At 59.0% G+C, this 22,961-nt stretch carries 12 protein-coding genes and 1 pseudogene; 8 read left to right on the top strand and 5 right to left on the bottom strand.

The features are described 5' to 3' along the window. Positions 1-217 precede the first annotated feature (217 nt). The 3 genes from VDQ18_RS02770 to VDQ18_RS02760 all read right to left on the bottom strand — a co-directional run bounded on the left by VDQ18_RS02770 (position 218) and on the right by VDQ18_RS02760 (position 3,526). The gene (locus tag VDQ18_RS02770) at positions 218-1,321 is read right to left on the bottom strand and encodes a D-alanyl-D-alanine carboxypeptidase family protein (protein ID WP_323019490.1); all 1,104 of its coding nucleotides are present in this window, start codon (positions 1,319-1,321) and stop codon (positions 218-220) included. A 17-nt stretch (positions 1,322-1,338) separates the two neighbouring features. After that, on the bottom strand, positions 1,339-2,574 hold the full coding sequence (locus VDQ18_RS02765) for a D-alanyl-D-alanine carboxypeptidase family protein (RefSeq protein ID WP_323019489.1): 1,236 nt from the start codon (positions 2,572-2,574) through the stop codon (positions 1,339-1,341). Between the two features lie 76 nt (positions 2,575-2,650). Next, a complete protein-coding gene (locus tag VDQ18_RS02760; protein WP_323019488.1) occupies positions 2,651-3,526 on the bottom strand; it encodes a LysR family transcriptional regulator in 876 nt (291 codons plus the stop codon). 594 nt (positions 3,527-4,120) lie between these two features. Here VDQ18_RS02760 and VDQ18_RS02755 point away from each other — a divergent pair. The 8 genes from VDQ18_RS02755 to VDQ18_RS02720 all read left to right on the top strand — a co-directional run bounded on the left by VDQ18_RS02755 (position 4,121) and on the right by VDQ18_RS02720 (position 20,086). Beyond that, the gene (locus tag VDQ18_RS02755; protein ID WP_323019487.1) at positions 4,121-6,394 is read left to right on the top strand and encodes a hypothetical protein; all 2,274 of its coding nucleotides are present in this window, start codon (positions 4,121-4,123) and stop codon (positions 6,392-6,394) included. A gap of 392 nt (positions 6,395-6,786) precedes the next feature. After that, complete coding sequence (locus tag VDQ18_RS02750) at positions 6,787-7,941, top strand: cysteine desulfurase family protein (protein ID WP_323019486.1); 1,155 nt, start codon at positions 6,787-6,789, stop codon at positions 7,939-7,941. After that, positions 7,934-8,860 carry a DUF4007 family protein gene (locus tag VDQ18_RS02745; protein WP_323019485.1) on the top strand — a complete coding sequence of 309 codons (927 nt, stop codon included), beginning with the start codon at positions 7,934-7,936 and terminating at the stop codon, positions 8,858-8,860. Before VDQ18_RS02750 ends, VDQ18_RS02745 begins: the two co-directional genes overlap by 8 nt. 4 nt (positions 8,861-8,864) lie before the next feature. Beyond that, a complete protein-coding gene (locus VDQ18_RS02740) occupies positions 8,865-12,314 on the top strand; it encodes a hypothetical protein (protein WP_323019484.1) in 3,450 nt (1,149 codons plus the stop codon). After that, positions 12,311-13,162, top strand: coding sequence for a phosphoadenosine phosphosulfate reductase family protein (locus tag VDQ18_RS02735; RefSeq protein ID WP_323019483.1), 852 nt, complete (start codon positions 12,311-12,313; stop codon positions 13,160-13,162). Before VDQ18_RS02740 ends, VDQ18_RS02735 begins: the two co-directional genes overlap by 4 nt. A gap of 124 nt (positions 13,163-13,286) precedes the next feature. Next, complete coding sequence (locus tag VDQ18_RS02730) at positions 13,287-15,668, top strand: HAMP domain-containing sensor histidine kinase (RefSeq protein WP_323019482.1); 2,382 nt, start codon at positions 13,287-13,289, stop codon at positions 15,666-15,668. After that, positions 15,665-17,572, top strand: a complete 1,908-nt coding sequence (locus VDQ18_RS02725) for a hypothetical protein (RefSeq protein WP_323019481.1) — start codon at positions 15,665-15,667, stop codon at positions 17,570-17,572. The genes VDQ18_RS02730 and VDQ18_RS02725 overlap by 4 nt, the downstream gene beginning before the upstream one ends. A 111-nt stretch (positions 17,573-17,683) precedes the next feature. Further along, positions 17,684-20,086 (top strand): hypothetical protein, encoded by a 2,403-nt coding sequence (locus VDQ18_RS02720; protein ID WP_323019480.1) that lies wholly within the window; start codon positions 17,684-17,686, stop codon positions 20,084-20,086. A 978-nt stretch (positions 20,087-21,064) separates the two neighbouring features. Here VDQ18_RS02720 and VDQ18_RS02715 read toward each other — a convergent pair. Then, positions 21,065-21,646 (bottom strand): annotated as a pseudogene (locus tag VDQ18_RS02715) (IS5 family transposase); the annotation flags it as partial. Positions 21,647-21,825: 179 nt separating this feature from the next. Next, the gene (locus VDQ18_RS02710) at positions 21,826-22,956 is read right to left on the bottom strand and encodes a DegT/DnrJ/EryC1/StrS family aminotransferase (RefSeq protein WP_323019479.1); all 1,131 of its coding nucleotides are present in this window, start codon (positions 22,954-22,956) and stop codon (positions 21,826-21,828) included. Positions 22,957-22,961 lie beyond the last annotated feature (5 nt).

Genomic DNA, 22,961 nt, shown 5'->3' with positions numbered 1-22,961 from the left:
CGTGAATCATGTTCCGCCATCGGCGTCGAGGCAGGAGTTTTTCAGCGGCCTGTTAGACCGCTGCCGATTACATCAGCGAGTTCGACGAACGGCCACTCGTTCTTGATGTTGCCTTCTTTTTGATATTCTCGGGCAAGCGCGGGCCCAGCAGGCCCGCACTTGCATCAGCTATCATGAATGTGTCGTTGGGCATCGCCTTCATCAGGCGCTGATCCTCTCAGGGGTGCTCAAGTGCTTGGGTAATCGCGGCTTCGATGTGATCCGTGCTAACAACCTGAAATGGAACATCATCGGCAGAAGCATGACCGTGCAATGCGGCGCTGATAGCAAATTCCACCATCAGTTCCTCAGGGCGTCTCCGGGGGCGCAGGGAAACTAGGACCGACGGCGAAAGGGCTTCACGTGTTTCAAACTGCGATGGTCGTGCTGGTGGACGAGGGGACACGAGGACTGCTGCCGACGACACTCGTCGCGGAAGCGATGGTAGCCCAGGCTCATTGGAGGCTCTTGGCATAGCCCTGTCTAGGAGTTCTGCCATCCGGTCATCACGAGATTGAGCTGTTGCTCCCCCCATCACGACACCAATGACACGCCTGTTCCCGTATGAAACGGCGCTGACAATGTTAAAGCCGGACCAATCCGTATAGCCAGTCTTGATTCCGTCCATCCCCTCGTATCTGGACATGAGGCGGTTATGCCCGTAGCGAGTTCGTCCAGCGAAAGTCATGCTTGTATGAGAAAACAAGCGGTAGAATTCCGGGAAGTCTCGCTGCAGAGCAATGGCAAGAACCGACATGTCGCGCGCAGTCGTCACTTGAGCACGACTTGGGAGGCCCGATGCGTTTGTGAATAGCGTGCTCGCCATTCCAAGCTGGCGCGCCCGTCGCGTCATCAGCTCTCCAAATGCGGCTTCATTGCCTGCAAGTTCTTCCGCCACCGCAGTAGCAGCATCGTTGGCTGACACAACGATCATTCCGAGTACTGCCTCTCGCACAGTAATGGTAGACCCAGCCGGTGCATAGAGCTTCGTTGGGATGCGGCTAGCTGCTGTTGCGGACACTCGAATTCGTTGGCCCCAGGTTAATCGGCCATCGCGGATTGCCTCGAAGACCACGTATATCGTCATCATCTTTGCAAGAGATGCCGGATGCCGTAACTCGTCTGCATTGTGCGCTTCAAGTGCACTTCCTGTTCTTGCATCCAAAACAAGATGCGCGTAATTGTCCGCCCTGGAGGAAGTCGGTAGAATTAGAGCGGCGACAAGGGTCAACGAGAGAATTGACCACTTGCTGATTCCATTTGATTTGGAAGTTCTCCTCATAATTTCATCCCCTAAGTTCATTCTTCTTCTTGTGTTAAGAAGCTTGTGGTGTGACGCATTGCTAAATTTGCAAGAACCGTCGCGGCCGCGGAGATGCGAACTGAGAAACCGCCCATGCGGACATTTTCGGCCGCGACAACGGGAATATGTGTCGTTTCGACGGAGCTTAATGAAATCGACAGGTGCCCAACTTCTTGGCCTTCGTGGATTGGTGCAGTTATCGGGCCCAGATACGACAGCATAGCTTGAACGTCATCCGGTGAGGATGTGGGCAACAGTATGGTGACGTCGCTGGCAACTGTAAGGGGAACCGTCCGCTGTTCTCCAAGCCACACTTCGGCTTGAGCAAGAATATCGCCAGCTCGAAGCACTTGTCTTGACCGAAACTGCCCATATGCCCAGAGGACAATGTCTCGTGCAATCTGTGCTCTTGCATTGGCATCCTGCGCTCCCATGAAAGCGAAGACTATGCGACGGTTGCCTTGAACCGCGGAACCGACGAAGCCGTACCCAGCTTCGTCGGTGTGTCCTGTTTTCAGGCCGTCGCCGCCAATGTTCAATCCCAGTATCGGGTTTCTATTGAATCGGTTCGCTGGCGCCCGATTGTCGAAGGAAAATTCTGGCTGTGAGAAGAAATGATAGTGCTGCGGGAACTCTTCAATGATGCTCAGGGCAAGCGCCCCGAGATCTCTGGCGGACATTTCATGGCCTGCCTCCGGCCACCCACTTGCATTCAAAAAGTGAGAGTGCTCCATCCCAATCCGCTGTGCGACGGAGTTCATCTGGAGCGTGAATGCACCTTCTGTTCCAGCCAAGCCTTCTGCAACAGTGATCGCAGCATCGTTGCCAGACATGACGATGATGCCCCGTATTAAATCCTCGATAGTGGGGTTGTCGCGCGTATCCAGAAACATCGTGGAGCCACCTCGGTTGGCAGCGTAGGCGGAGACGGCCATGCGATCTTCGAGTTGGACCCTGCCCATTTCGAGAGCCTCGAATAGGATGTAGAGCGTCATCAGTTTCGTCATTGACGCAGGCGGCATGGCCACGTCGGCATTCTGCTCGAGCATCACTGTGTGGCTTGGGATATCGTAGACCGAGATGGATCGAACCGCAGGTGCGAACTCGTCCGCGCTTGCAGCAGAGCTGAAGAGCAGTCCGACAACCGCGAGTGATATGCGCACAAGCGCTTTGGCGGTGCCGAGCATCCCAAAATGGGAACACCCGACAGCCGCCGGCATGTAGGTCTGCATGATTCCTGCCTCTTAGTTTTTGGCAGAAATCATAGGTTGATCAGTCGGATACTGTCCAAGTCATTGAATGACTAATTCAAGTAGTCTGGGGAATGGCGGCGCCGAGGGTCCGAACGACGTCCCAGACCTGCCGGGCCAAGGGAGACGCTTTCGGTGCACAGAAGAGGCGGTAAGAGTAGGCAAGGTCAACCGACGGGTCGATCTGCTTTAGTCTTCCGAGTGCCAGGTCTGCCTCGACCAAGCTAAAGGGCAAGACTCCGATGCCATTGCCGGTCAAACAGTGTGCGCGCACTTCAGCGACGAGTCCCACTCCGATCTCTGGATTTTGGCAGGTGGCCGGTTTGTTCGCGCTCCAAATTTTTCCAAGGTAGGTGTTTCTGTGAGGTGCAAAAAGATCTACGTCATTGGTCGGACATATGCAGGCAGGGTTGAATACCATTGTCAGTCTGTCCGAATCGAATGCTACAGAGCGAAATACTTCCAGTTCTTGAGAAAGAGGCAGGCTTTTATGCTGAGTGGCGATTGCTAGTTCGCATTCATTCCGGCTGAGCATTACAGCGGTCTCCGCCTGATTTTGAAGACGCGGCAACAGAAAGGCGTTCGGCAAAATCCCTCTGATAATGTGCATCAGGTTTGGAAGTGCATAATGGGTGGCCGCATGAGGTGTCGCTATTTTGACTCCGCCTGATGACGAATCCCACGGAGTCTTGTTGGATTTGAAGTCGTGTAGCTCCTCAAGAATTGACTTTGCCTTTAGAATGAACAACTCGCCATATGGGGTAAGTGTAATAGGACGATTCTTGCGATCGATCAGCTCGTGATCGAGCCAGATCTCAAGGCTTCTGAGCCTTTTGCTGAAGTTGGACTGGGTCGTTCCGCGTAAATCTGCGGCGACAGTCAGATTCATTGTTTCGGAAAGGCAGACGAAGTCCTTTAGATAATCGATGTTCACTTCAGGCCTCCTTGACCGCACGGGTTTCGCATTTCATATTATTCGAGTGGCTCTGAAAGCAGAGTCAGAAGGATGGGGTAGATGTAGAGTTCTCGCGTTCGGCCTTTCGCCTCTTCTAGCAGACTTAAGAGACCGTGGCCGTGAGATAAACCACCGCTCTACGGCGGTTAGCGGAAAGCGGCAAGGAGAGCCTGTCGGTTAGCAGCGCGGGCGGTCTGGGACAGGTTCGTCAAGCTGTTTGCCGCCGGGATCCCATGCCTACGTTTAGCTCTGCGCTTGTACCTGCGATAGGTTGCGTGCGGTTGTTTGAGGTCGAGACCGAGCGTTTGGATGGTGCCCCGGTTCGGGAGGGTCGACGGCTGTCGGACAAGTTCACAGCGCAAGCCGTGGCTGCAGTGCTTGAGCCTGGCGTGAACGTTTCCGCGCTGGCATGGTGCTAGGGGATTTCGCCGATGCAGCTGTATTGTTGGCGCCAGGCATACAAGTTCAAATCGAGTACGCTTTGCCGTGATCGGCTAGGCGGGCATGAAGGCGCTTTTGGGCTTTGATCTCTTCCGTTAGTCACGCGGTCCCGCGACTATCGGAAGACACATAATGAAATCAACACCTTCAACTCTCACGCCGCGCAGGATCGCGGAGTATTGCGACTTGAGGCTTGCCCCGCTGCTCACTCCGGGCGAAGTGCGCACATTGCAAGAATGCCTCGCGGACCTGCTCGAGCGAAACGAATATCCGCCCTACCGAGGCAGTGGTCTGGATCTCAAAATACTGGCGGAGCGGCTGGGGATGGATGCCTCGCGTCTGGCGCATGTCCGCTCCAGTCTTCAGCCCATCTTCGATGCTGTCGCCAGGGCGGTTGCCGAGTATCGGCTGCGCTCTGAGCCGAAATCAGCGGCGAAACGAGCGCCGGCAACGGGAACTGCGGGGGCACACAGAAAGGTGCCGGCTTCCCCGTCGCCATCGTCCTCCGTGCGAAAGGGTAAACGACCCGGACGACGGCCGAAGCCCATCGTCGAGTTCCCGGAGCCGCTGGAAAGCACATGGGACGAGCCCGACAGTTTTGGCGCCGCCTTGCGTTTGCATGCCTCCCGTCATGGCGAAACTATCTATCATCTCTACAATGCTGTGGTGCGGCCCGAAGATGGCGTGCATCGCAGCACCTTGATGACATGGGGTAGGGGGGCGAAGGCGCCACGGTCCGCGATCAGCTTGGAAATCCTTCAACGGATCGAACGGCGCTACCGGCTGCCGGAGGGATATTTCGCGGCGAAGACGGGAGGAGCTGAACGGGCTCCGGGAGACTTCAACCTGGACGAAATAGCCCCTGCCGAGCGGCGCCGGCTCGCCTGGCATTTGCCGGATGACTTCAACCGGAGGCCCAGAAGGGAACAGACGCAGATCCTTGACTGGGTCCGGAATGTCATCGTCAGCGGCTCGACTGACTATCGACGATATCAGGCAGCAATGATGCGCCAGCGGTATGCTGTCCGCTTCGCCTGCGCCTCCGGGCCGCGCCGCAAGTCTTCGATCGCCACGGCCGAAGGCGAATCCGGCATCATCAACGCTCCGAAGCGGCTGAACGACGAGATGGCGGAAATCCTGCGCTTCAAGACCTCGACCTTTGCGGCTTTCGGTTTGCAGCGGAACGGGGTCTGGGGCGAGGAAACGGCGTCCCAGAAAGTCGAGCACTTCGGACTCTGGTTCGGCGCCTTCGCCGCTCCACAGAAAAGCGAGGTTCAGGGCTTTGGTGCCCATCCCAGGCTACTGACATTCGCCATGATGATTTTTCCGCAGGTCTGGGACTGGTATCTCCAATGGCGCGAGCGGCGTCGCGGCTTCTATACCAAATGGGAGATCGATCTGCTGTCGATTGCCGCAGCGTTCTGCCGTGAGGAGACAGGATGGTTGCGCCAGACGCCATGCTTGGCTGGCAACCTGCGGGTGATCGACGGCCTGATCTCAGAACAGGATATTGCTGAGGTCCGCGCCGACTGGGACGGAGCGTGTGACCGGATGTACAAGCAAGCCCGGCGCCGTATCAAGGAGATCGACCGCGTGGCGCGCATCCATCGTGATCCGTTCGAGCCGATCTTGCCGGTGCTGGAAGCCTCCAGCCCGGTTGGTGAGTATCGCAAGATCACCGAGGAGATCCTGCGCCGCATGCCGAATGAGCGGCATCACCCGCGCTCGGCCGCCGAAGCGGTTCGGGCGTTCCTATTGCTACGCATTGGCCTGCATACAGGTCTGCGTCAAAAAAACTTGCGTGAACTCCTGCTTTGCAAACGGGGCGGCCTTCCAACCGCGGAGCGTCGGCTCGAGGATATGAAGCGCGGCGAGCTGCGCTGGAGCACGCGCGATCAAGGCTGGGAAATCCTGATCCCCTCGGTGGCGTTCAAGAACGCCAATTCCTCGTTCTTCGGTGCCAAGCCGTTCCGGCTGATCTTGCCGGATCTCGGCAAGCTCTACGAGATGATTGAGGCCTGGATCGCCCATCACAGGGCACGTCTCATCGGCGCGGCCGCCGATCCTGGCACCTTCTTCGTTAAGACCGCGAAGAAGACCAGCACCAACGCAGCCTATTGCCAGAACACATTCTACGAGGCCTGGCGCACAGCGATCCAGCGCTATGGCATCTACAATCCTTGGACGGGGAAAGGGGTGATCAAGGGCCTCCTGCCTCACGGTCCGCACAATGTTCGCGACGTATTAGCGACGCATATCCTGAAGCAGACTGGCTCTTACGAGCAGGCGAGCTACGCCATCCAGGACACGGCAGAAATGGTCGCCCAGCACTACGGGCGGTTCCTGCCGCAGGACAAGGCAGAGATTGCGGCGAGGATTCTCAACCAGGTGTGGGAAGCCGCGTAAAATTAAGGGCTAAGGGTCAGACCTCGTAGCGGTTCCGGCCCAGAGGCAGGATGGGCGGAAAGCGGTCTGACCACAGCGCAGCGTGGCGGTCGCAGCAATCCTCGAACAGCGGTCATCCGCAAGAGGTGCAACGCACACCCGACCGACACTCTGCGAGGGGCGGAATGCGTCCTTTCGCAGCGTATACGCGAATGGCCGATTTGGACCTATGCTGCCGAGCCATCAATAAGGGCAACTTCATCAGCTTGATAGGTTTCATCTGGTGTGGTCATAATCGCTCATTAATGATGAGATGCATTGTGCCGACCCGCGAACAAGTCCAAAGTGTTGAGCCAAGCGCACTGCCAGGAAAATGTGCGTCATAAGAGGACCGCCGCCGAAAGAGCATGCCGATGACTGAATCAACGGGCGGGATCTATTTGGATCATCACGCCACTACCCCTGTCGATCCGCGTGTGGCTGAAGCGGTCATGCGCCACATGGTAGAAGAGTTCGGCAATGCGAATAGCGTCGACCATGTTCATGGCGAGCGCGCCGCCGCGGCTATTGAGGCTGCGACTGATGCAGTCGCTGATCTGCTGTCCGCTGATCCTGCCGATGTGCGCTTCACGTCGGGCTCGACCCATGCCATTGAGCTCGCCTTCTCCCATGCCTTGGGAACTGCTGAAGGTTCGCCATTGCGCGTTGCGCTATCGCGGGTGGAACATCCTGCGGTGATAGACATGGCTCGACGTGCCGAACGGCTCGGCATGGCGACGCTTCGATGGATCGACGTCGCGCCAGATGCGTCGATCGACCTGAACCGTATCGAAGGGCTGTTGCCCGAGATCGATCTGCTGTGCCTGATGGCGGCCAATAACGAGGTGGGGACGATCTATCCGGTGGCCAAGGCCTACGAACTCGCAGCAGCGGCCGGCGTCGCGATGTTGGTGGATGCCACTCAGGGTGTTGGTCGCGTCCCGCTTGATCTTTCCGAGACACCTTTCGACTATTTCGTTTTCAGCGGCCACAAGATCCATGCCCCCAAGGGTGTCGGAGCGCTGATCTCGTCGGTCTACCGCGCCGAGAACAATTACGGGCTGTCTGGAAGCCATGCAGCCACCCCCAATGTCCCGGGCATCGTAGGATTGGGGATCGCCTGCCGACTGATGTCGGAGGAAGGCGCGGCTGAGGAGCAACGCCTTCGCGGGCTGAGCGCACTGATGCGCGCCGAACTGCGAGCGGCTGTGCCCGATCTGGTCCTGAACGGAAGCGACCCTCGGCTTGCCGGCAATGTCCACATCTCCGCCCCCGGGGCGCCAAACGATCTGGTCGTCGCCCGTCTGCGCAACGAGGTGGCGATCTCCACGGGTGCCGCATGCATGTCTGGCGCGCAGGGGGCGTCGCATGTCCTTCAGGCCATGGGGTTGCCGCAGGATGTGCAGGAAAGTGCACTGCGCATTGGTTTGGGGCGCCACACGACCCGCGAAGATGTGCTACACGCGGCCCAACGGATCGCTTCGGCGATCGCCTCCGTCAGAACCAGCTTGGAACGCCATAATGCTTGATGCCATTCGCACCGGATCGGGCCCTTTCCGCTTCTCGGGTCACGAATCCTTCGCCTGCCGCTACGCGTGGCTGCCCAAGGCCTATCGCGCTATCATGTGCGACCCGGGAATGTTTTTCGACGACGAGCGCAGCATGGTGGAACTCGGTATCGGCAAGAACATGGTGCGCTCGCTTCGCTTCTGGATGGACACCATGGGCGTGGCTACGGTCTCCGATGACAGGAGCCACAAACCTACGGAGTTCGGGAACGCCGTGCTCGCCAAAGGGGGGCTGGATCCCTATCTCGAGGACGAGCGCACGCTCTGGCTCCTCCACTGGAATGTTTCGTCCCGCGCCAGTCCCATGCTGTTTGCATGGGCGCACATGCTGTCGGAATGGCCATATCCGGAGTTCACACGGACCGAGGCTTTGGAATCGTTCCGCCGCAGATCGACATCTCTTGGCCACGATCATTCCGACGTGACGCTCGCCCAGCACTTCGACGTCTTCCTGCACACCTATATTGGAACGCGCGGGTCCAAGGTTGCTGTCGAGGATTCGCTCGATGGTCCCCTTGTGGGACTGAACCTAATCGTCCCGGCGGGCGAGCGGCGCAACATCGGCGGACGCTGGGATACGGTCTACGCTTTCCGACGCGAACCCAAGCCGGACATCACTGACAACCTCTTCGAGTACTGCGTTCGCGATTTCTGGGACCGTCAGGCAAGCGGCGAAGCTACTTTGTCCCTGCGTACCATCGCTACGGCGAGCGGCTCTCCCGGTCAGGTGTTCAAGCTGACCGAGGACGATGTTCGGCAGCGGCTGGAAGCCATTTCGCGTCGGCCAGGTGCTTCGTTACGATACCAGCCTTCGGCGGTGCAGGGTATGGTCTTCCGGGAGGGCGCCGCACCGACCCTTAAAAGTGTGTATGGAGTTTGAGCCAGTGACCGATATCGATCGCCCTAAGCTCTCCCAGCTCTTCAACGTGCCATCGCGCTTCTATCGCTCCGTGCAGCTCGAGCGCGACTTCGACGACCCGAATGCGCTTGAGCATTATGTCATCACTCCGGCCATGGCATCCGCATCGGCCCGCATCCTCAAGGGCCTTCAGGGCGGGTCGGCGCAGCGAGCTTGGCGCGTCACCGGCGACTACGGCGTGGGTAAGTCGTCCTTCGCTCTGATGCTGGCGCGTCTCCTGGACGGCAATGGCGGCGCAGATGTAGACAAGATCGCGCGGGCGATCGGCCATGGAAAAGAGGCCGACCACAGGCCGTTGCTGCCCATGCTCGTCACCGGCGCACGCGAGGGCCTTGCCCAGGCCATCGAGCGGGGCGTGCGTAATGGCCTGTCGTCCTGGGGCGATGTCTTGTCCAAGAAGCAGCTCGCTTCTATCCGCGCGTTGCTCGACGCCGGATCTGAAGGCCGTTCGACGTTCGCAGTGGACGAGGTGGTCGGCGCCCTGCGGGACGCTGCGAGTGCGGAAGGCGCTGGCGTGCTGCTGATCATCGACGAGTTGGGCAAGCTCCTCGAGTACGCCGCCCAGAACCCGGATGCCGAGGATGTCTTCCTGCTCCAGCGGCTGGCAGAGATGGCCTCCCGAAGCGGAAACCGGCCATTCATCGTCGTCGGCCTGCTGCATCAAGGCTTCCATGCGTATGCGGAGAGGCTGCCGGTCGCCGCCCGCCACGAGTGGGGCAAGGTCGCCGGCCGCTTCGAGGAGATCGTCTTCGATCAGCCGCTTGCCCATACCGCAGCGCTGATCGCGGGCGCACTGGGGGTTGGGGCCATCCCCGCCGGCGTGGTCGAGCAGGCGCGCGATGCCGCTCGCGCCACTGGGGCCATGGGGTGGTTGGGCGGCCAGACCGCCAGCGCAGCGACGATGGACGCGACCACGATCTATCCGCTCCATCCGACGCTTCTTCCGCCTCTGGTGCGTTTCTTCGCGCGCTTCGGGCAGAACGAGCGCTCGCTCTTCGGCTTTCTCCTGTCCAACGAACCATATGGGCTGCAATGCTTCAGCGAAGCCACGGCCGTAGGCGAAGGCTGGTACTCGCTCGCTGACCTTTACGACTATGTCCGCGCCAATTTTGGACATCGACTGGCAGGTCACAGCTATCAGAACCAGTGGCTTCGTATCGTGAATACGATTGACGCGCACCGCGAGCTCCCGGATCTGCAAGTCCGGCTGCTCAAGGTGATCGGACTGCTCAATCTCCTGGATTCGGACGATTTGCTGCCTACGACTGGGGCACTCGTTGCCTGCTTCTCCTGGCTGCCAGAGGAATCCATCAGGGACGCCTTGGGGCAGCTGCTCTCGAGCGGGATACTATTTGACCGCGGCGCGCGCACCGGTTTCAGACTCTGGCCGAACACCAGCGTCAATCTTGGAAGCGCATATCAGAACGCATTGCGGGCCGTTGGCCCGATCGAGGACGTCGCCTCGAACATGGCAACACTCTTGCCTAGCGAGACGTTGCTGGCCCGACGCCACTATCTCGAGCGCGGCACCATGCGCTACTTCGACCTGCGCCATGCGGCATCACAAGACGCCGAGGATGCCATGTCGGTGATGAGCGCAGCCGATGGCACGGTGCTGCTGGTGTTGCCGAACTCCCCCGAGCAGCAGCGGGCGGCCCTTGACACCGCGGAACGCCTGACCGCTGCGAACGACCGCTTGGTCTGCGGCGTGACGCGGTCGGTAGCATTCCTCGCTCCCGAGGTGCTTGCGGTCAGATGCTGGGAATGGGTCAGGGATAATACGCCCGAACTGTCCGACGACGGACTTGCGGCCGAAGAGGTGTCCCGCCAGCTCCACGAGGCACAGCGCAGCCTTGCTCAGCAGTTCTCGTCGATCTCCGCATTGCGGCGGTCGCCCGCGCGCAACGTTGACTGGTTCCATGTGGGCAAGCCCCTGGTGATCGAAGGCGGCCTTGTCAATGAACTGTCGCGGATCTGCGACGATCGCTTCTCCGACGCTCCACGGGTCGCCAACGAACTCGTCAACAAGACCACCATCAGCAGCGCTGCCGCTTCAGCGCGCATGAGGCTGATCGAAGGGATCTTTCGCCACGACCGCACCCCACTTATGGGGATCGATCCGAACAAGGCGCCCCCTGAGAAGTCCATGTACCTTTCCATCTTCGCCAAGGGTGGTCTTCACGTCGATATGGGGTCCGGCTTCGAGCTGAGAGAACCTTCGGCCGAAGATCCGCTCCGCCTGCTCCCTGCCATGAGACGGATCGTCTTCTTGATCCGCCAGGGCATGGGGGGGCGAGTCTCGGTGAAGGACATCCTCGACGATCTGCGACGTCCGCCCTACGGCGTTCGGGACGGACTGTCGCCCCTCCTTCTCGCCACCGTCCTCAAGATGCGCGCCCACGAATTGGCGCTCTACGAGACCGGGACTTTCATCGCGAATTTCGGCGCGCTGGAGTTCATGCGCCTGACTAAGGCTCCGGCGACGTTCGAAGTCCAGTACTGCAGCGTGGAAGGCGTCCGCGCCGAAGTGTTCGGCCGCCTGGCAGACGCGTTCGTGCGCGACGTCACCGATCGTCGCCCTGTTCTCCTCGACATAGTCACCAAGCTCAGCCAGTTCGCGGCCAAGCTTCCAGAGTATACGCGCAAGTCGCGCAAGCTGGAGCCGACCGCCGCCGCGGTCCGCGATGCGCTCCTGACAGCGACCGAGCCCGCCACCTTGATGTTCGTGTCGTTGCCCAAGGCCTGCGGGCTGCTTGAATTCGATCTGACGACGCCAGCGACGGCGGAGCGGGCCGAGCAGTTCGTCCTTCGGCTCAGCGAGGCTATATCGGAACTGCAGACCGATTATGCGCGACTCCTTGAACGCATCATCGGATCCGTCGCGATCGCCATGGGCGACGAGACATCCAAATTTGATCGCGACGCACTTGCCCAACGTGCGGCCGGCGTGTCGGTCGCGGCGCGCGAGCCGAGGCTACGCGCCTTCGCCCTTCGTCTCCGAGACTCAGGGCTTGCCAAGGACGCGTGGGCGGAATCGCTCGCCAGTCTCGTCGTTGCCAAGCCTCCATCCAGGTGGTCGCCCGCGGATGAGCCGCGATTCATGGAGGAGATGGGCGCTTTGGCCGAGCTCTTCGCCAAGGTCGAGGCCACTGCCTTCGGTACGGGCACGTCCACCGTCTCCAAGGACGCGCTCCGCGTCAACCTGACGCTTCCCGATGGCAAGGACTACGTCCATGTCGTGAGCGATGCTAGACTGAGCAAGCACGAGCAGGCACTGTTGGACAAGATGGCCGAGACGTTGCCTCAAGGCGACGCCAAGCGCATCCAGTTCCTGGCCAACCTTCTGTTCAGAGAGCTGGCCAAGCAGACAGAGACCCATGAAGAGGCGACGATGTTGTCAGGGATCGCACGATGACTGAATACACTGCGGACATGGAATCGTTGTTCGAGGGCCAGCCGGTCCGCCACATCCTGAGCCTCAGTGGAGGCAAGGACAGCGCTGCCTTGGCCATCTACCTGCGTGATCGGGTATCTGACATCGAGTACATTTTCCATGACACTGACAAGGAGCTGCCTGAGACCTACGATTACATCGCCCGGCTCGAAGCGATCCTAGGCAAGCCGATCGTCCGCACCACGCCTGTCGACAGCTTCGACCACTGGCTCACGGTTTATCGTGGCATGTTGCCCTCGAACCATCGGCGCTGGTGCACGAAGATGCTCAAGCTCAAGCCGTTCGAGGACTATGTCGGCGAGGGCCCAGTGGTGAACTACGTGGGCCTGCGGGCTGACGAGAACCGGACCGGCTACATCAGCACGAAACCCAATATTCTCGCGGTCTATCCATTCCAGGACGATGGTCTGGTCCGTGCCGACATCATCCGCATTCTCGAGGACTCCGGACTTGGTCTGCCGCCCTACATGGAATGGGGGCGTTCGCGGTCGGGATGCTATTTCTGCTTCTACCAGCAGAAGATCGAATGGGTCAGGCTGCTTGAAACCCATCCCAATTACTTCGCCCTCGCCATGGAGTACGAGGAGCGCTCGGTGCAGTTCGGCGAACAGTTCTACTGGGTCCGGAACGAGCCACTGCGCGAGCTGATGGAGCCAGAGCGGGTCGCCAAGATCAAGAAGGACTGGGAGATCGCCCAAGAGCGTAAGAAGGCCAAGAGAGGCAATAGATCGCTCGTAGAGACCTTGGGCGGCTTGGAACCCGAGGACGACGCGCATCTCAGGGACGGCTGTCTGGTCTGTTCGATTTAAAGCAGAATTGCGATGATCTGCTCGGCATCAGTTTCAGGGTGACGATCTAGACGAATTACTTAAGATATCGTGGTCATCAGTGGGTGACTGCGCTGACGGTCAGGATGATGTAGGGTTTGGTTGGATGGCCTTTAGATTCGCTGCGCGTACATTGCTCGAACTTGGGAAGGAGTTGATCAGTTCGGACGAAGTCGCACTCTACGAGCTGATAAAGAATTCGGTCGACGCCGGCTCCCACAAGGCTCCTCTCAGCAAGATCGAAATCGAAGCTCAGGTCATCCTTCCACATAGTGTCTATTCCCGGGCACTAGAGAAACTGGCGGAAGGAGTAGATCCGAAGGAAGTTCTGAAGGAGATTCGCGCGGGCATGGTGTCCACGGCTCCCAGAGAGGCAATGGAGCGTTTTCTGGCGAGCCTCGAGCGCAATGTATCCAGAGGCGCTCGGTTTCTAACGGCCCTCGTTTCGCTCTATTCCCAGTACAACTGGATCGAAGTCCGCGATGCCGGAAAGGGCATGTCCTTACGGGATCTCGATGAGGTCTTCCTTACCGTTGGTACGCGTTCGAGGAGAAGCGACAATATTAAGGGAGCCCAGTATCTCGGAGACAAAGGCGTCGGCCGTCTGTCGACCATGCGTCTGGGTGATCGACTGCTGGTGCATTCCACCACGGCTGGGCAGCCTTTTTGGGGGCGCCTCCGCATCAACTGGTCCTTGTTCTCACACGACAGCGAAACGCCGCTTGAGGAAATCAAAGTCGAGCCCATCAAGGGGCGCATGAAGAGCGATCCCGAAGCGAGCGGCACGACCATCCGAATATCTGCTTTGAATGCCGACTGGACGCCGGGTCGCTTCGACGACGTCATTCGAGGAAAAATTGCCAGAACGATCGACCCGTTTACGTCCAAGGCGAACGAGTTGTTGGTCGTCCGCCACAACGGTGCACGCGTCGTGATACCCCGTGTACCTAAGAAGCTCACAGATGCCGCACATGCCACCTGCAATATCCGCTTCTATTTCGACCCGAAGACCGAAGAGCCGGTGCTCGAAGCCGACTTAAACTATCAGTTGCGAAATAAAGCACGTTCGGTTCGATTCCGTGGCGTCGAGATCTACTCCATGGCGCAGCGAGACTCAAAGCGTCGAGGGAAACGCGGGCACGCCGCATTCGAGAACATCTTGATCAGGTCGAATGCGCTTGTGGACTTGGGGCCGTTCGAGGCTGACGTGTATTGGTTTAATCGTGCCGTCGTGAGAGCGATCGAAGGGCTGACAGACAAGCAACAGGAAACCCGCGACCAAATCGCACAATGGTCCGGCGGTCCGATGCTGTACCGGCACGGCTTCCGAATACTTCCCTATGGCGAGCCGGGCGACGACTGGCTCGCTCTCGACCGCAATGCGTTTGGTGAGTCGGGCTTCAAACTCAATCGACAGCAAGTCTTGGGCAGGGTGCTGATCCACTCTTCTCACTTGGCGCTTAGCGAGCAGACCAACCGCCAAGGACTGATCGAGTCTGATGCCGAGAGCGCCCTTCGGAAGATGCTGATGGTCATCTTGCATGTCGAACTGCGGGGCCTGATAAACGAAGCCGATGAATTCGAGACTGTAAAGAAACGGGAAGCCGAAGAAGCGGCTATGGATTTCCGTCAGTCTCAGCATGACGTCGAAACTGTGCTGGACGAGTTACGCATGCATCTGGGCCCTGACCAGATTGGTCTGGGGAATCGTCTGGGTGAAGCCGTCGACACGCTCGTGACGCAGTGTGCTGCCGCAGTGCGAAAGCTTGACAAATCGGTTGCTCAATCCGTGGATGAGAGGGAGAAGTTGCTGCACCTCGCTGGCATTGGATTGATCACCGAGTTCATCTTCCATGAACTCGACCGTGCTGTTCGTCATACAATGACGGCTTTGGTGAACGCACGGGCAAGTCAGCAGCAGTCGGCTCTGCGGGCGCTGGAGGACCAGCTCGTCACATTGCAGAAGCGCGTTTCGGCCTTCGACGAACTGACGGGCGAGCGTCGGCAGACGAAGACCAATTTCGATGTGTCCGAAGTGATCGAATACGTGCTGCAACAGCACGAGAACGAGTTCGAGCGCCACAACATCCAAGTGATCAAACCAGAGAGGGGACGTCTCATCGTCAAGGCGGTGAGAGGTATGTTCATCCAGATACTTGAGAACCTGATCGCCAATGCCACTTACTGGCTCAAGCTGCAGTCGCGATATCAGAACGGCTTCGAACCCCAGATCAAAGTGTCGATTGATGCGGAGACTCGGGTTGTCACGGTCGAGGACAATGGCCCCGGCGTCGACCCCGCGAGAGGTGAAACGATATTCCAGCCTTTCATAACATCCAAACCGGCGGGACAGGGGCGCGGGTTGGGATTGTACATTTCGAGGGAACTGGCCGAATACAACGACTGGCAACTCTACATGGACAAGACGCCGGGTTTGCATCGCGAAGGTAGATTGAGCATGTTTGTGATCGATATGGGGGGGGAATGATGCTCACTGACAGACGCTTCGGGGATGCGATCAAGGCGAGCGGCATAAAGAACATTGCCCTTCTAGACGATGCGTTCGACGTACCGAAATTCAACGAGAGCGATTATTCCGCCCTCTACGACTTTCTTGAAACGGAAGAGGCGGTCGAGATTCTGAGCGAGGTAGGCGTCACCAAAGACGTGACCGCACTTGCCATGGAGCATATCCAATCGCAGAGCTGGACCGGCGAGGAGCTACTGGTGCTACTGCAGAAGCTTCACCGGAAGTATTTGGTTACGCGCGATCCCAGATTCGATCCGACGATGATCTTCAAGACCAAGCAGAGTAACAACCTCGCGGATGTCGACCCACTTCTCGAACTTCTGAACCGTTGCAAGGTAGACGTTACGCTCTATGGGAGAGTGTCTGGTATGATCGAGGCTAATGACCCGATCCCCGATCTCGTTTTCGCGGACTACTACTTGGCTGACACAATCACTTCTGAAAAAGCGCCAACTGCCGCAGAGTCCGAGGAAGCAACAGGAGCTTCGCTGGCTCGGCTGGATGAGATCCTTAAACCTGCATTGGCTAAGGACAAGCATCCATCGATCATCCTCATGTCGTCCAAGGATGTAGAGGCCGAGGCTGCTGCCTATAGAAGAAAGGCCTCCGGCAACAAGGGCAAGGTTTTTGCCAGCCGTTTCGGCTTCATACGGAAATCCGACGTGCGTGTCGAAAAGCTACCGGCCGACGCTCCAAAGGGTAAGAAAGAGCCGGTGGGCGTGATAAGACCGGCAGCAGACATCCTTCTGGATATCGTCCAATCGCATCCCTTTGGGTTGCAACTCCACAGCGCTTTGCTCTTGTGGCTGACTCACTCTGAGAGTGCAGTCGGCAACATGCGTAAGGAAATCGAGGAGCTTGAGCTCAAAGACTTCGCTTATCTGGTGAACTACCGCCTCGCTCAGGAGGGATTGAGCCTTTTCGACTACCTTGAATGGTTCTTCGGAGAGTGCCTGCTGGGGTCGATCGGCTTACTGACGGCAGACAAGACGAAGCGCCCAACGCGGGACAAGTTGGACAAGCATGCCAACTTGATTGAAGGAGCTTACGACGGACGGACCGAAAAGATTGCTGAACTATATCACCGGGCACGGATCGACACCAACCTAGATCCGGCGCATATGCGCATGGGAGATCTCTATCTGACTAAATCGGACGGCCCTCCGAATCAGATATGGGCGCTGCTCACCCCTGATTGCGATCTTATCGTTCGCAACGGCAAGCGATCTGTTGATCGCTTCTTGTTGGTGGAGGGCGGTCTGCAAGCCTACAATGCTCCAAAATCATCGCTCTCCGATTTTATTATCCTAGACGCATCCCAATACAGCATCGAGTGGAAGCTTAAGAATCTAGCAACACGGGAAAATCTCGAAGATCTGCGCTACTGCGGCACTTTGCGCCCGCTTTACGCTCAGGACCTCCAAAACCAGGTGCTCGAGAACCTAGGGCGAGTAGGTCTTGCCGTGGCACCCGTCATTCGGATGGACGGCCATTTTCAACTCCTCATCCGCAAGAGTGACAGTAAGCTTCACGAGATCGATCTTGGTGAGGTGCAAATGCGTACTTGCGAGGTCTATCCAAGTCGCGGCGGGTCCGACGTAGCGCGCATCTCGCTGCATCGCGCCGTCGCGGAAAATCTGCTTGCGAAGCTCGAGGACATCGACCTTGGAGAGATGTCGAAAGATGATGCAACGGCACTCAAAGGTCTGCGGAGCAGAGGGACGCAGGAGGCCGTGAGAACAGCCCTCTGTAGTGGCGCCAAATTCGAAATCGACCTAGGGGCGAAATTTATGGTTTCCGACAAGTTGACGGCGGCGAAAAACTGGTGCGGTTTGCAGGTCGAGATGGTGGCGGGGAGCTGATCTCAGGGTCGCAAATCCCGAAGAGGGTGCGGATAACCGAAGTCGTCGGATCGGCGACTTCCGGACAGTATTAGTCGATGGTCTGGGGGGCTTGTGCGAAGGTTATTTGAAATGTTGCTTGCTGCCGGGACCGAGGTCGAGGTCCAGGCGCTGCTCGATGCCGAGGGATTGTCGACCGATTCCACCAAGTGGCGCCCCTATGGCGACAACGAAGCCTTCTATGGGGTTGTCGAGAACCAGCAAGCCAATCCGGTGCCGGCGCTCGTCGAGAAGGTCACCAACGGCATCGACGCCATCCTCGAGAAGAAGGTGCTGCAAGACGGCATCGACATTCGGTCGGCAGATGCGCCACAGAGCGTGCAAGCGGCGCTTGATCGATATTTTCCCGAGCATCGCAACTGGGACCTAGGCGACGTTAGGCGGAAGCAGGCCCATGAACTGCAGATCGTCGCCAGCGGCCCAAGGACCGACACTTCCCTCCTCATCTACGACAATGGGATCGGTCAGGCGCCGGAGGACTTTCCCAAGACGTTCCTTTCGCTGCTGCGGGGTAACAAGAACGATGTTCACTTTGTGCAGGGCAAGTACAACATGGGCGGTGCCGGCGCGTTGGCATTCTGCGGCGATCTACGCTTCCAACTGATCGCCAGCAAGCGCTTCGACGGAAGTCACCCGCTCGGCTTTACCCTGCTTCGGCGCCATCCCCCCGCACTAGCCGAGCGCGCGGGGCGTAAGAATACTTGGTACGAATATCTGGTGCTGGACGATAGAATTCCATCGATAGAGGTGGATGAACTCAACGTCGGACTGCACGAGCGGGTGTTCACGACTGGATCCCTCCTTAAGCTCTATTCATACCGCCTACCTTCGGGCACGCGAACAGTCATCTCTCGCGATCTCAATCAAAGCTTGCACGAATACCTTTTCGAACCGGCTCTGCCTTTCTACACAGTCGATAAGAAGGAGCGCTATCCCAACAACAACGCGCTCGAAACGGTGGTGGTAGGGCAGAGACGACGCCTCGAGAACAACGACGAAGTGCTCGAGAGAAGGTTCTCGCAGGTCGACCAGTCGGCGGAGCTGGGTCAGCTCGGCATAACCGTCTTCGTCTTCAAGGCGCGATCGCGCGGACAGGGGGTCAAGGAGACCAAGGAATACATCCAGCGCGAGTTCTTCAAAAACAACATGTCGGTAGTGTTCTCCCTGAACGGTCAGGTTCATGGCTTCTACACCTCAGAGTTCATCACGCGTGCGTTGAAGATGCCGCTGATGAAGGACTATGTTCTTGTTCAGGTGGATTGCACCGAACTCCACCTTGGCGTGCGCAATGAGCTGTTCATGGCTTCCCGCGATCGCCTTAAGGACGGCGATACCGCCGAGGCGCTTCGGAAGCGCCTGCGCGAAATCCTGTCGAGCAGCGAGTTGAAGGAGATCGCGAAGAAGCGTCGATCCAGCTTCAGCGTCGATGACGCAAACACGAGCAGCATGCTCAGGCGAATGACGCGGAACCTGCCTATTAAAGACGCGCTGACGCGGATACTGCAGCAGAGTTTCTCGATTCCCGTCGAAAACAGTGGTGATACGGATAAGCCTAGGCAGGAGGCTAGGGGTCGACCCAAGCGCGAGAAGCGGGATGCACCGTCCTTCGATCCCAAACGCTATCCCTCTGCGTTCCAAGTCAAGGGCGGCGATGCCGTCCAGGATGGCGTCAAGCTCTTCCACCTACCACTGGGCGGGAGCCGCACGATCTCGTTTGCCACAGACGTCGAGAACGATTACTTCGACCGCTGCGACGACCCGGGAAGCATGACCGTGACTATGCTGGGACCCGACGCCAAAGGCGCCAGCGGTGGTGGAACTCCCGAGCCGACACAGGAGGTGGACCGCCTTACCGTGACCAGAACCAGCCCTTCTGATGGGACGATAAAGGTGGGCGTGCGAGCCAGCGGAACGATGAAGGTGGGAGATGCGGTCCGAATGACCGCCGCGCTATCTTCGCCGACCGGAGAACTTATCGAGACCGTCATCGTTCGGGTCACCGACCCGGAGAGGAAGACCGTTCAGGAAATTCCTGAGTCAGAACCGCTGCCGGGGTTGCCAGAGCCGGTCCTCTGCAGTCAAGATGGACGCGACGGAACAACATCCTGGGAACAGCTATCCCAGAGCGGTCAGGAAATGGGGAACGGCACGGTGGTCATTCCGTTCGCTGAAGAAGGCGACAAGCTCTCGCACGTCTTCATCAACCTCGACAGCACTGTGCTGCGGGACTTCAACGCCAAGGCCAGATCCGAGGAGGCAATCGAACTGGGTCGGAATCGCTACATCAGTGCGGTCTACTTCCACGCTTTGTTCCTATTCAGCATCACCAAGTCGCGGAATTACGAAATATCCCGCGGCACCGAGAAAGCCGATCCAGTTGAAGTAACCGAATATATATCCGACCTGTTTAATGCTTCCTATGCTCAGTTCCTGCTGAACTTTGAGACAGGTGATTTGGTCGAGGCGCTTGGATAGCAGCGGGTGATCTCGCCTGCCGTAATGATCGTAAGAGCTTTGCTGAGCTAACGGTCGACCGGCGCCTTTGAGGAACGCTGCACCCAGCAGGCGTCGGCGGGGCGGCGAGATCGGCGACATGTGTCGATTAGAGTAAGCGGGAAGGGAACCCTGTGGGTTAAGAGCGCGTCCGGTCTGGAGAAGCTGAAGAGGGATAACCTGGTCAAGCATGCGGAGCACAGATCAGCGCTGGAGGCGCTGTTCAGTTAGTCACTAGTACGGCTGTCGCTCTGTTCGGGGACTGACCGGTCTCTGCTGCTAAATGCGAGGCATGAATACCTCGAAAGCAGGATTTCCCAAGCGGCGCCAATGAGTTACATTAAGCAGCGAGTTTGGGGATTTGGCGTTCGACCAATCGCAAGTATCGTTGGTTGCACGCCCCCGCAACCAAATCCCAAACAAAACAAAAACGCCCCAAGGGGCGCTTCATGCGTTCCAGCTCCGCGATCCCCCCGCCACGACCGCCGGAACACTCCCCAAACCCCCAAAAAAACACACAAAACCCCGCCTCCAGCGGGGCCTTCTGCGTTCCAAAAACACAACGTAACAGCCAGAACCCCAAGCCCACCCCATCAACCCACCCAACCCCTCACCGGTCCTGCCGCGGTTGACCTGATGCCATCCAACACAGTGCCACTGAACGGATCGGCCAGGAAACCCGCCTCTCTTCGCGGTGGAAGGGGAGGGACATGATAGGAAGCTCCCTCCCTTCGCAAGGTAGCATAGCTCTAGAACCGTCCTGCGCAACAATGCGGCTTGCTTCCTCGAAAGCCCGGATACGGCTTCATTCTGCCGTTTGAGCCGGAAGCCAACACAACGCCTGCGACGAGGCCAGCTTGGACAACGGCTCTCCGAAGTGAAGCCTACTCCAAGCTTATGGGACAATAACGGTGTTGCGCAACGGACGCCTGACGCTGACGGCCCCTTTCCCCGTCAGCGTCAGGCGACGCGAACGATCTCGGCGGTGCCAAGGGCGACGACGCGGTTCGTCAGTGCGACGCGGAGCTGGATTTCGGCGGTTTGGGTCTCCCGCGGTGACGCGCCCGCCGCAGGCAGTGAGACAGCGCATCTTGGCCTCGATCCGGCTTCGGGCATGGTATCCGGTCCACCGCTTCCACAACACCCGGCCATGGTGCCGCGTGGCACGAAGGGTCTCGTTTCGTGCCCGGGCCGCCGAGCGGTCCCCATGGTCGGCCGTTCTTGTGGATCGGGATGATCGCGGTGGCGTTGCGGCCGCTGAGGGCGGTGTGGCACCTGCTGGGTGACGTAGGCACAGCCCGCCGTCACAGGCGGTGCGGCGAGCTGGCCGATCAGTTGCGGTAGCACGGGGCTGTCGTCATCGCTGCTGGAGGTAGACCTTGCCGCTCTGATCTCCAAAGTGGCCGTGTCCACTGCCTGAGGCACCTTGCTCCACGGGCGTCGACCCTGAAGGCCAGACCAGCGCGCCTGCCATTTGCCATCGCCAAGAAACTTGATACCGGTACTGTCCACGAGCAGTTTTCGCGGCCCTTTGGCATGCCGGCATCATGTTGCGTAAGAATGCCGATGATCTGTTCCTCTGTCCGTCGTGCCTTACTCATAATCCGCCCTCTCCTTCGGGCGGACTCTGGTCGTGGCTGAACGGAAGTTCAGTGGCTAGTCAACACGCTAATACTGCGCCAATGCCAAGAGGAAGGGCAACTCTGCTGTGAAGCGGGCGATCAGCGGCTTGCCAGGAACCCAACGACGCGCTCGACAACTTCATCCTGCTGCTCGTCGGTCATGTCGCTGCCAGAGGGCAGGCACAGGCCTCTCTCGAAGAGCCGCTCGTCGATGCCGATGCCGTGATAGGGCGCGCCGGCATAGAGCGGCTGCATGTGCATCGGCTTCCACAGCGGGCGCGATTCGATCTGGTGCTCCAGCAGCATCAGGCGGATCGCCTCGCGGTCGGTGCCGGTCTCGGCCGGGTCGACGGTCAGCGTGGTCAGCCAGCGGGTCGAGCGATAGCCCTCGGGCTCGGGCATGAAGGCGATACCGGGCCGCTCCAGCGTGGCGCGATAGCGTTCGAAGATGGCGCGGCGACGGGCCACGCGGTCGTCCAGAACCTGCATCTGCCCCACGCCGATCGCGGCGCAGATGTTCGACAGCCGGTAATTGTAGCCAAAGGTCGAATGTTCGTAATGGGGCGCCGGATCGCGCGCCTGGGTGGCAAGAAAGCGCGCCTGATCGGCCCAGTCCTTGTGCCGCGTGACCAGCATGCCCCCGCCCGAGGTGGTGATGATCTTGTTGCCGTTGAAGGACAGGATCGCGGCATCGCCGCCGGTGCCCGCCTTGCGCCCGCCCAGAAAGGTCGCGCCCAGGCTCTCGGCGCTGTCGACGATCAGCCGCACGCCGTATTGCCCGGCCAGCGCTTCCAGCGTGTCCAGATCGACGGACTGGCCGTAAAGGTCGGTCGGCACGATCACCTTGGGCAACCGGTACTCGGCCGCGGCCTTGGCCAGTTCCTCGGCCAGACGCGCGGTGTCGATGGCCCAGCTTTTGGGGTCGAGGTCGAAGAAGCGCGGCGTCGCACCCAGGTAATTGACCGGGAAGATGCCGCCGGCGAAGGTCATCGAGGAAATCCAGACCTCATCCCCCGGCCCGACCCCGGCCATGCGCAGCGCCAGATGCAGCGCCGCCGAGCCCGAGGAAAGGCCCACGCAATGCAGCCCGCCGCCGAGGTAATCGCGGATCGAGGCCTCGAACGCGTCGAGCTGCGGTCCAAGGGGCGCCACGAAATTCGAGGCGAAAGCCTCGGCCACGCGGGCCTCCTCGTGACCGGACATATGCGGACGGGACAAATAGATGCGCATGGAAA

It is taken from the genome of Pararhodobacter sp. (genome assembly GCF_034676075.1).
In the GTDB taxonomy this organism is placed as follows: domain Bacteria; phylum Pseudomonadota; class Alphaproteobacteria; order Rhodobacterales; family Rhodobacteraceae; genus Pararhodobacter.
This window is presented reverse-complemented; position numbering and strand designations above follow the sequence as displayed.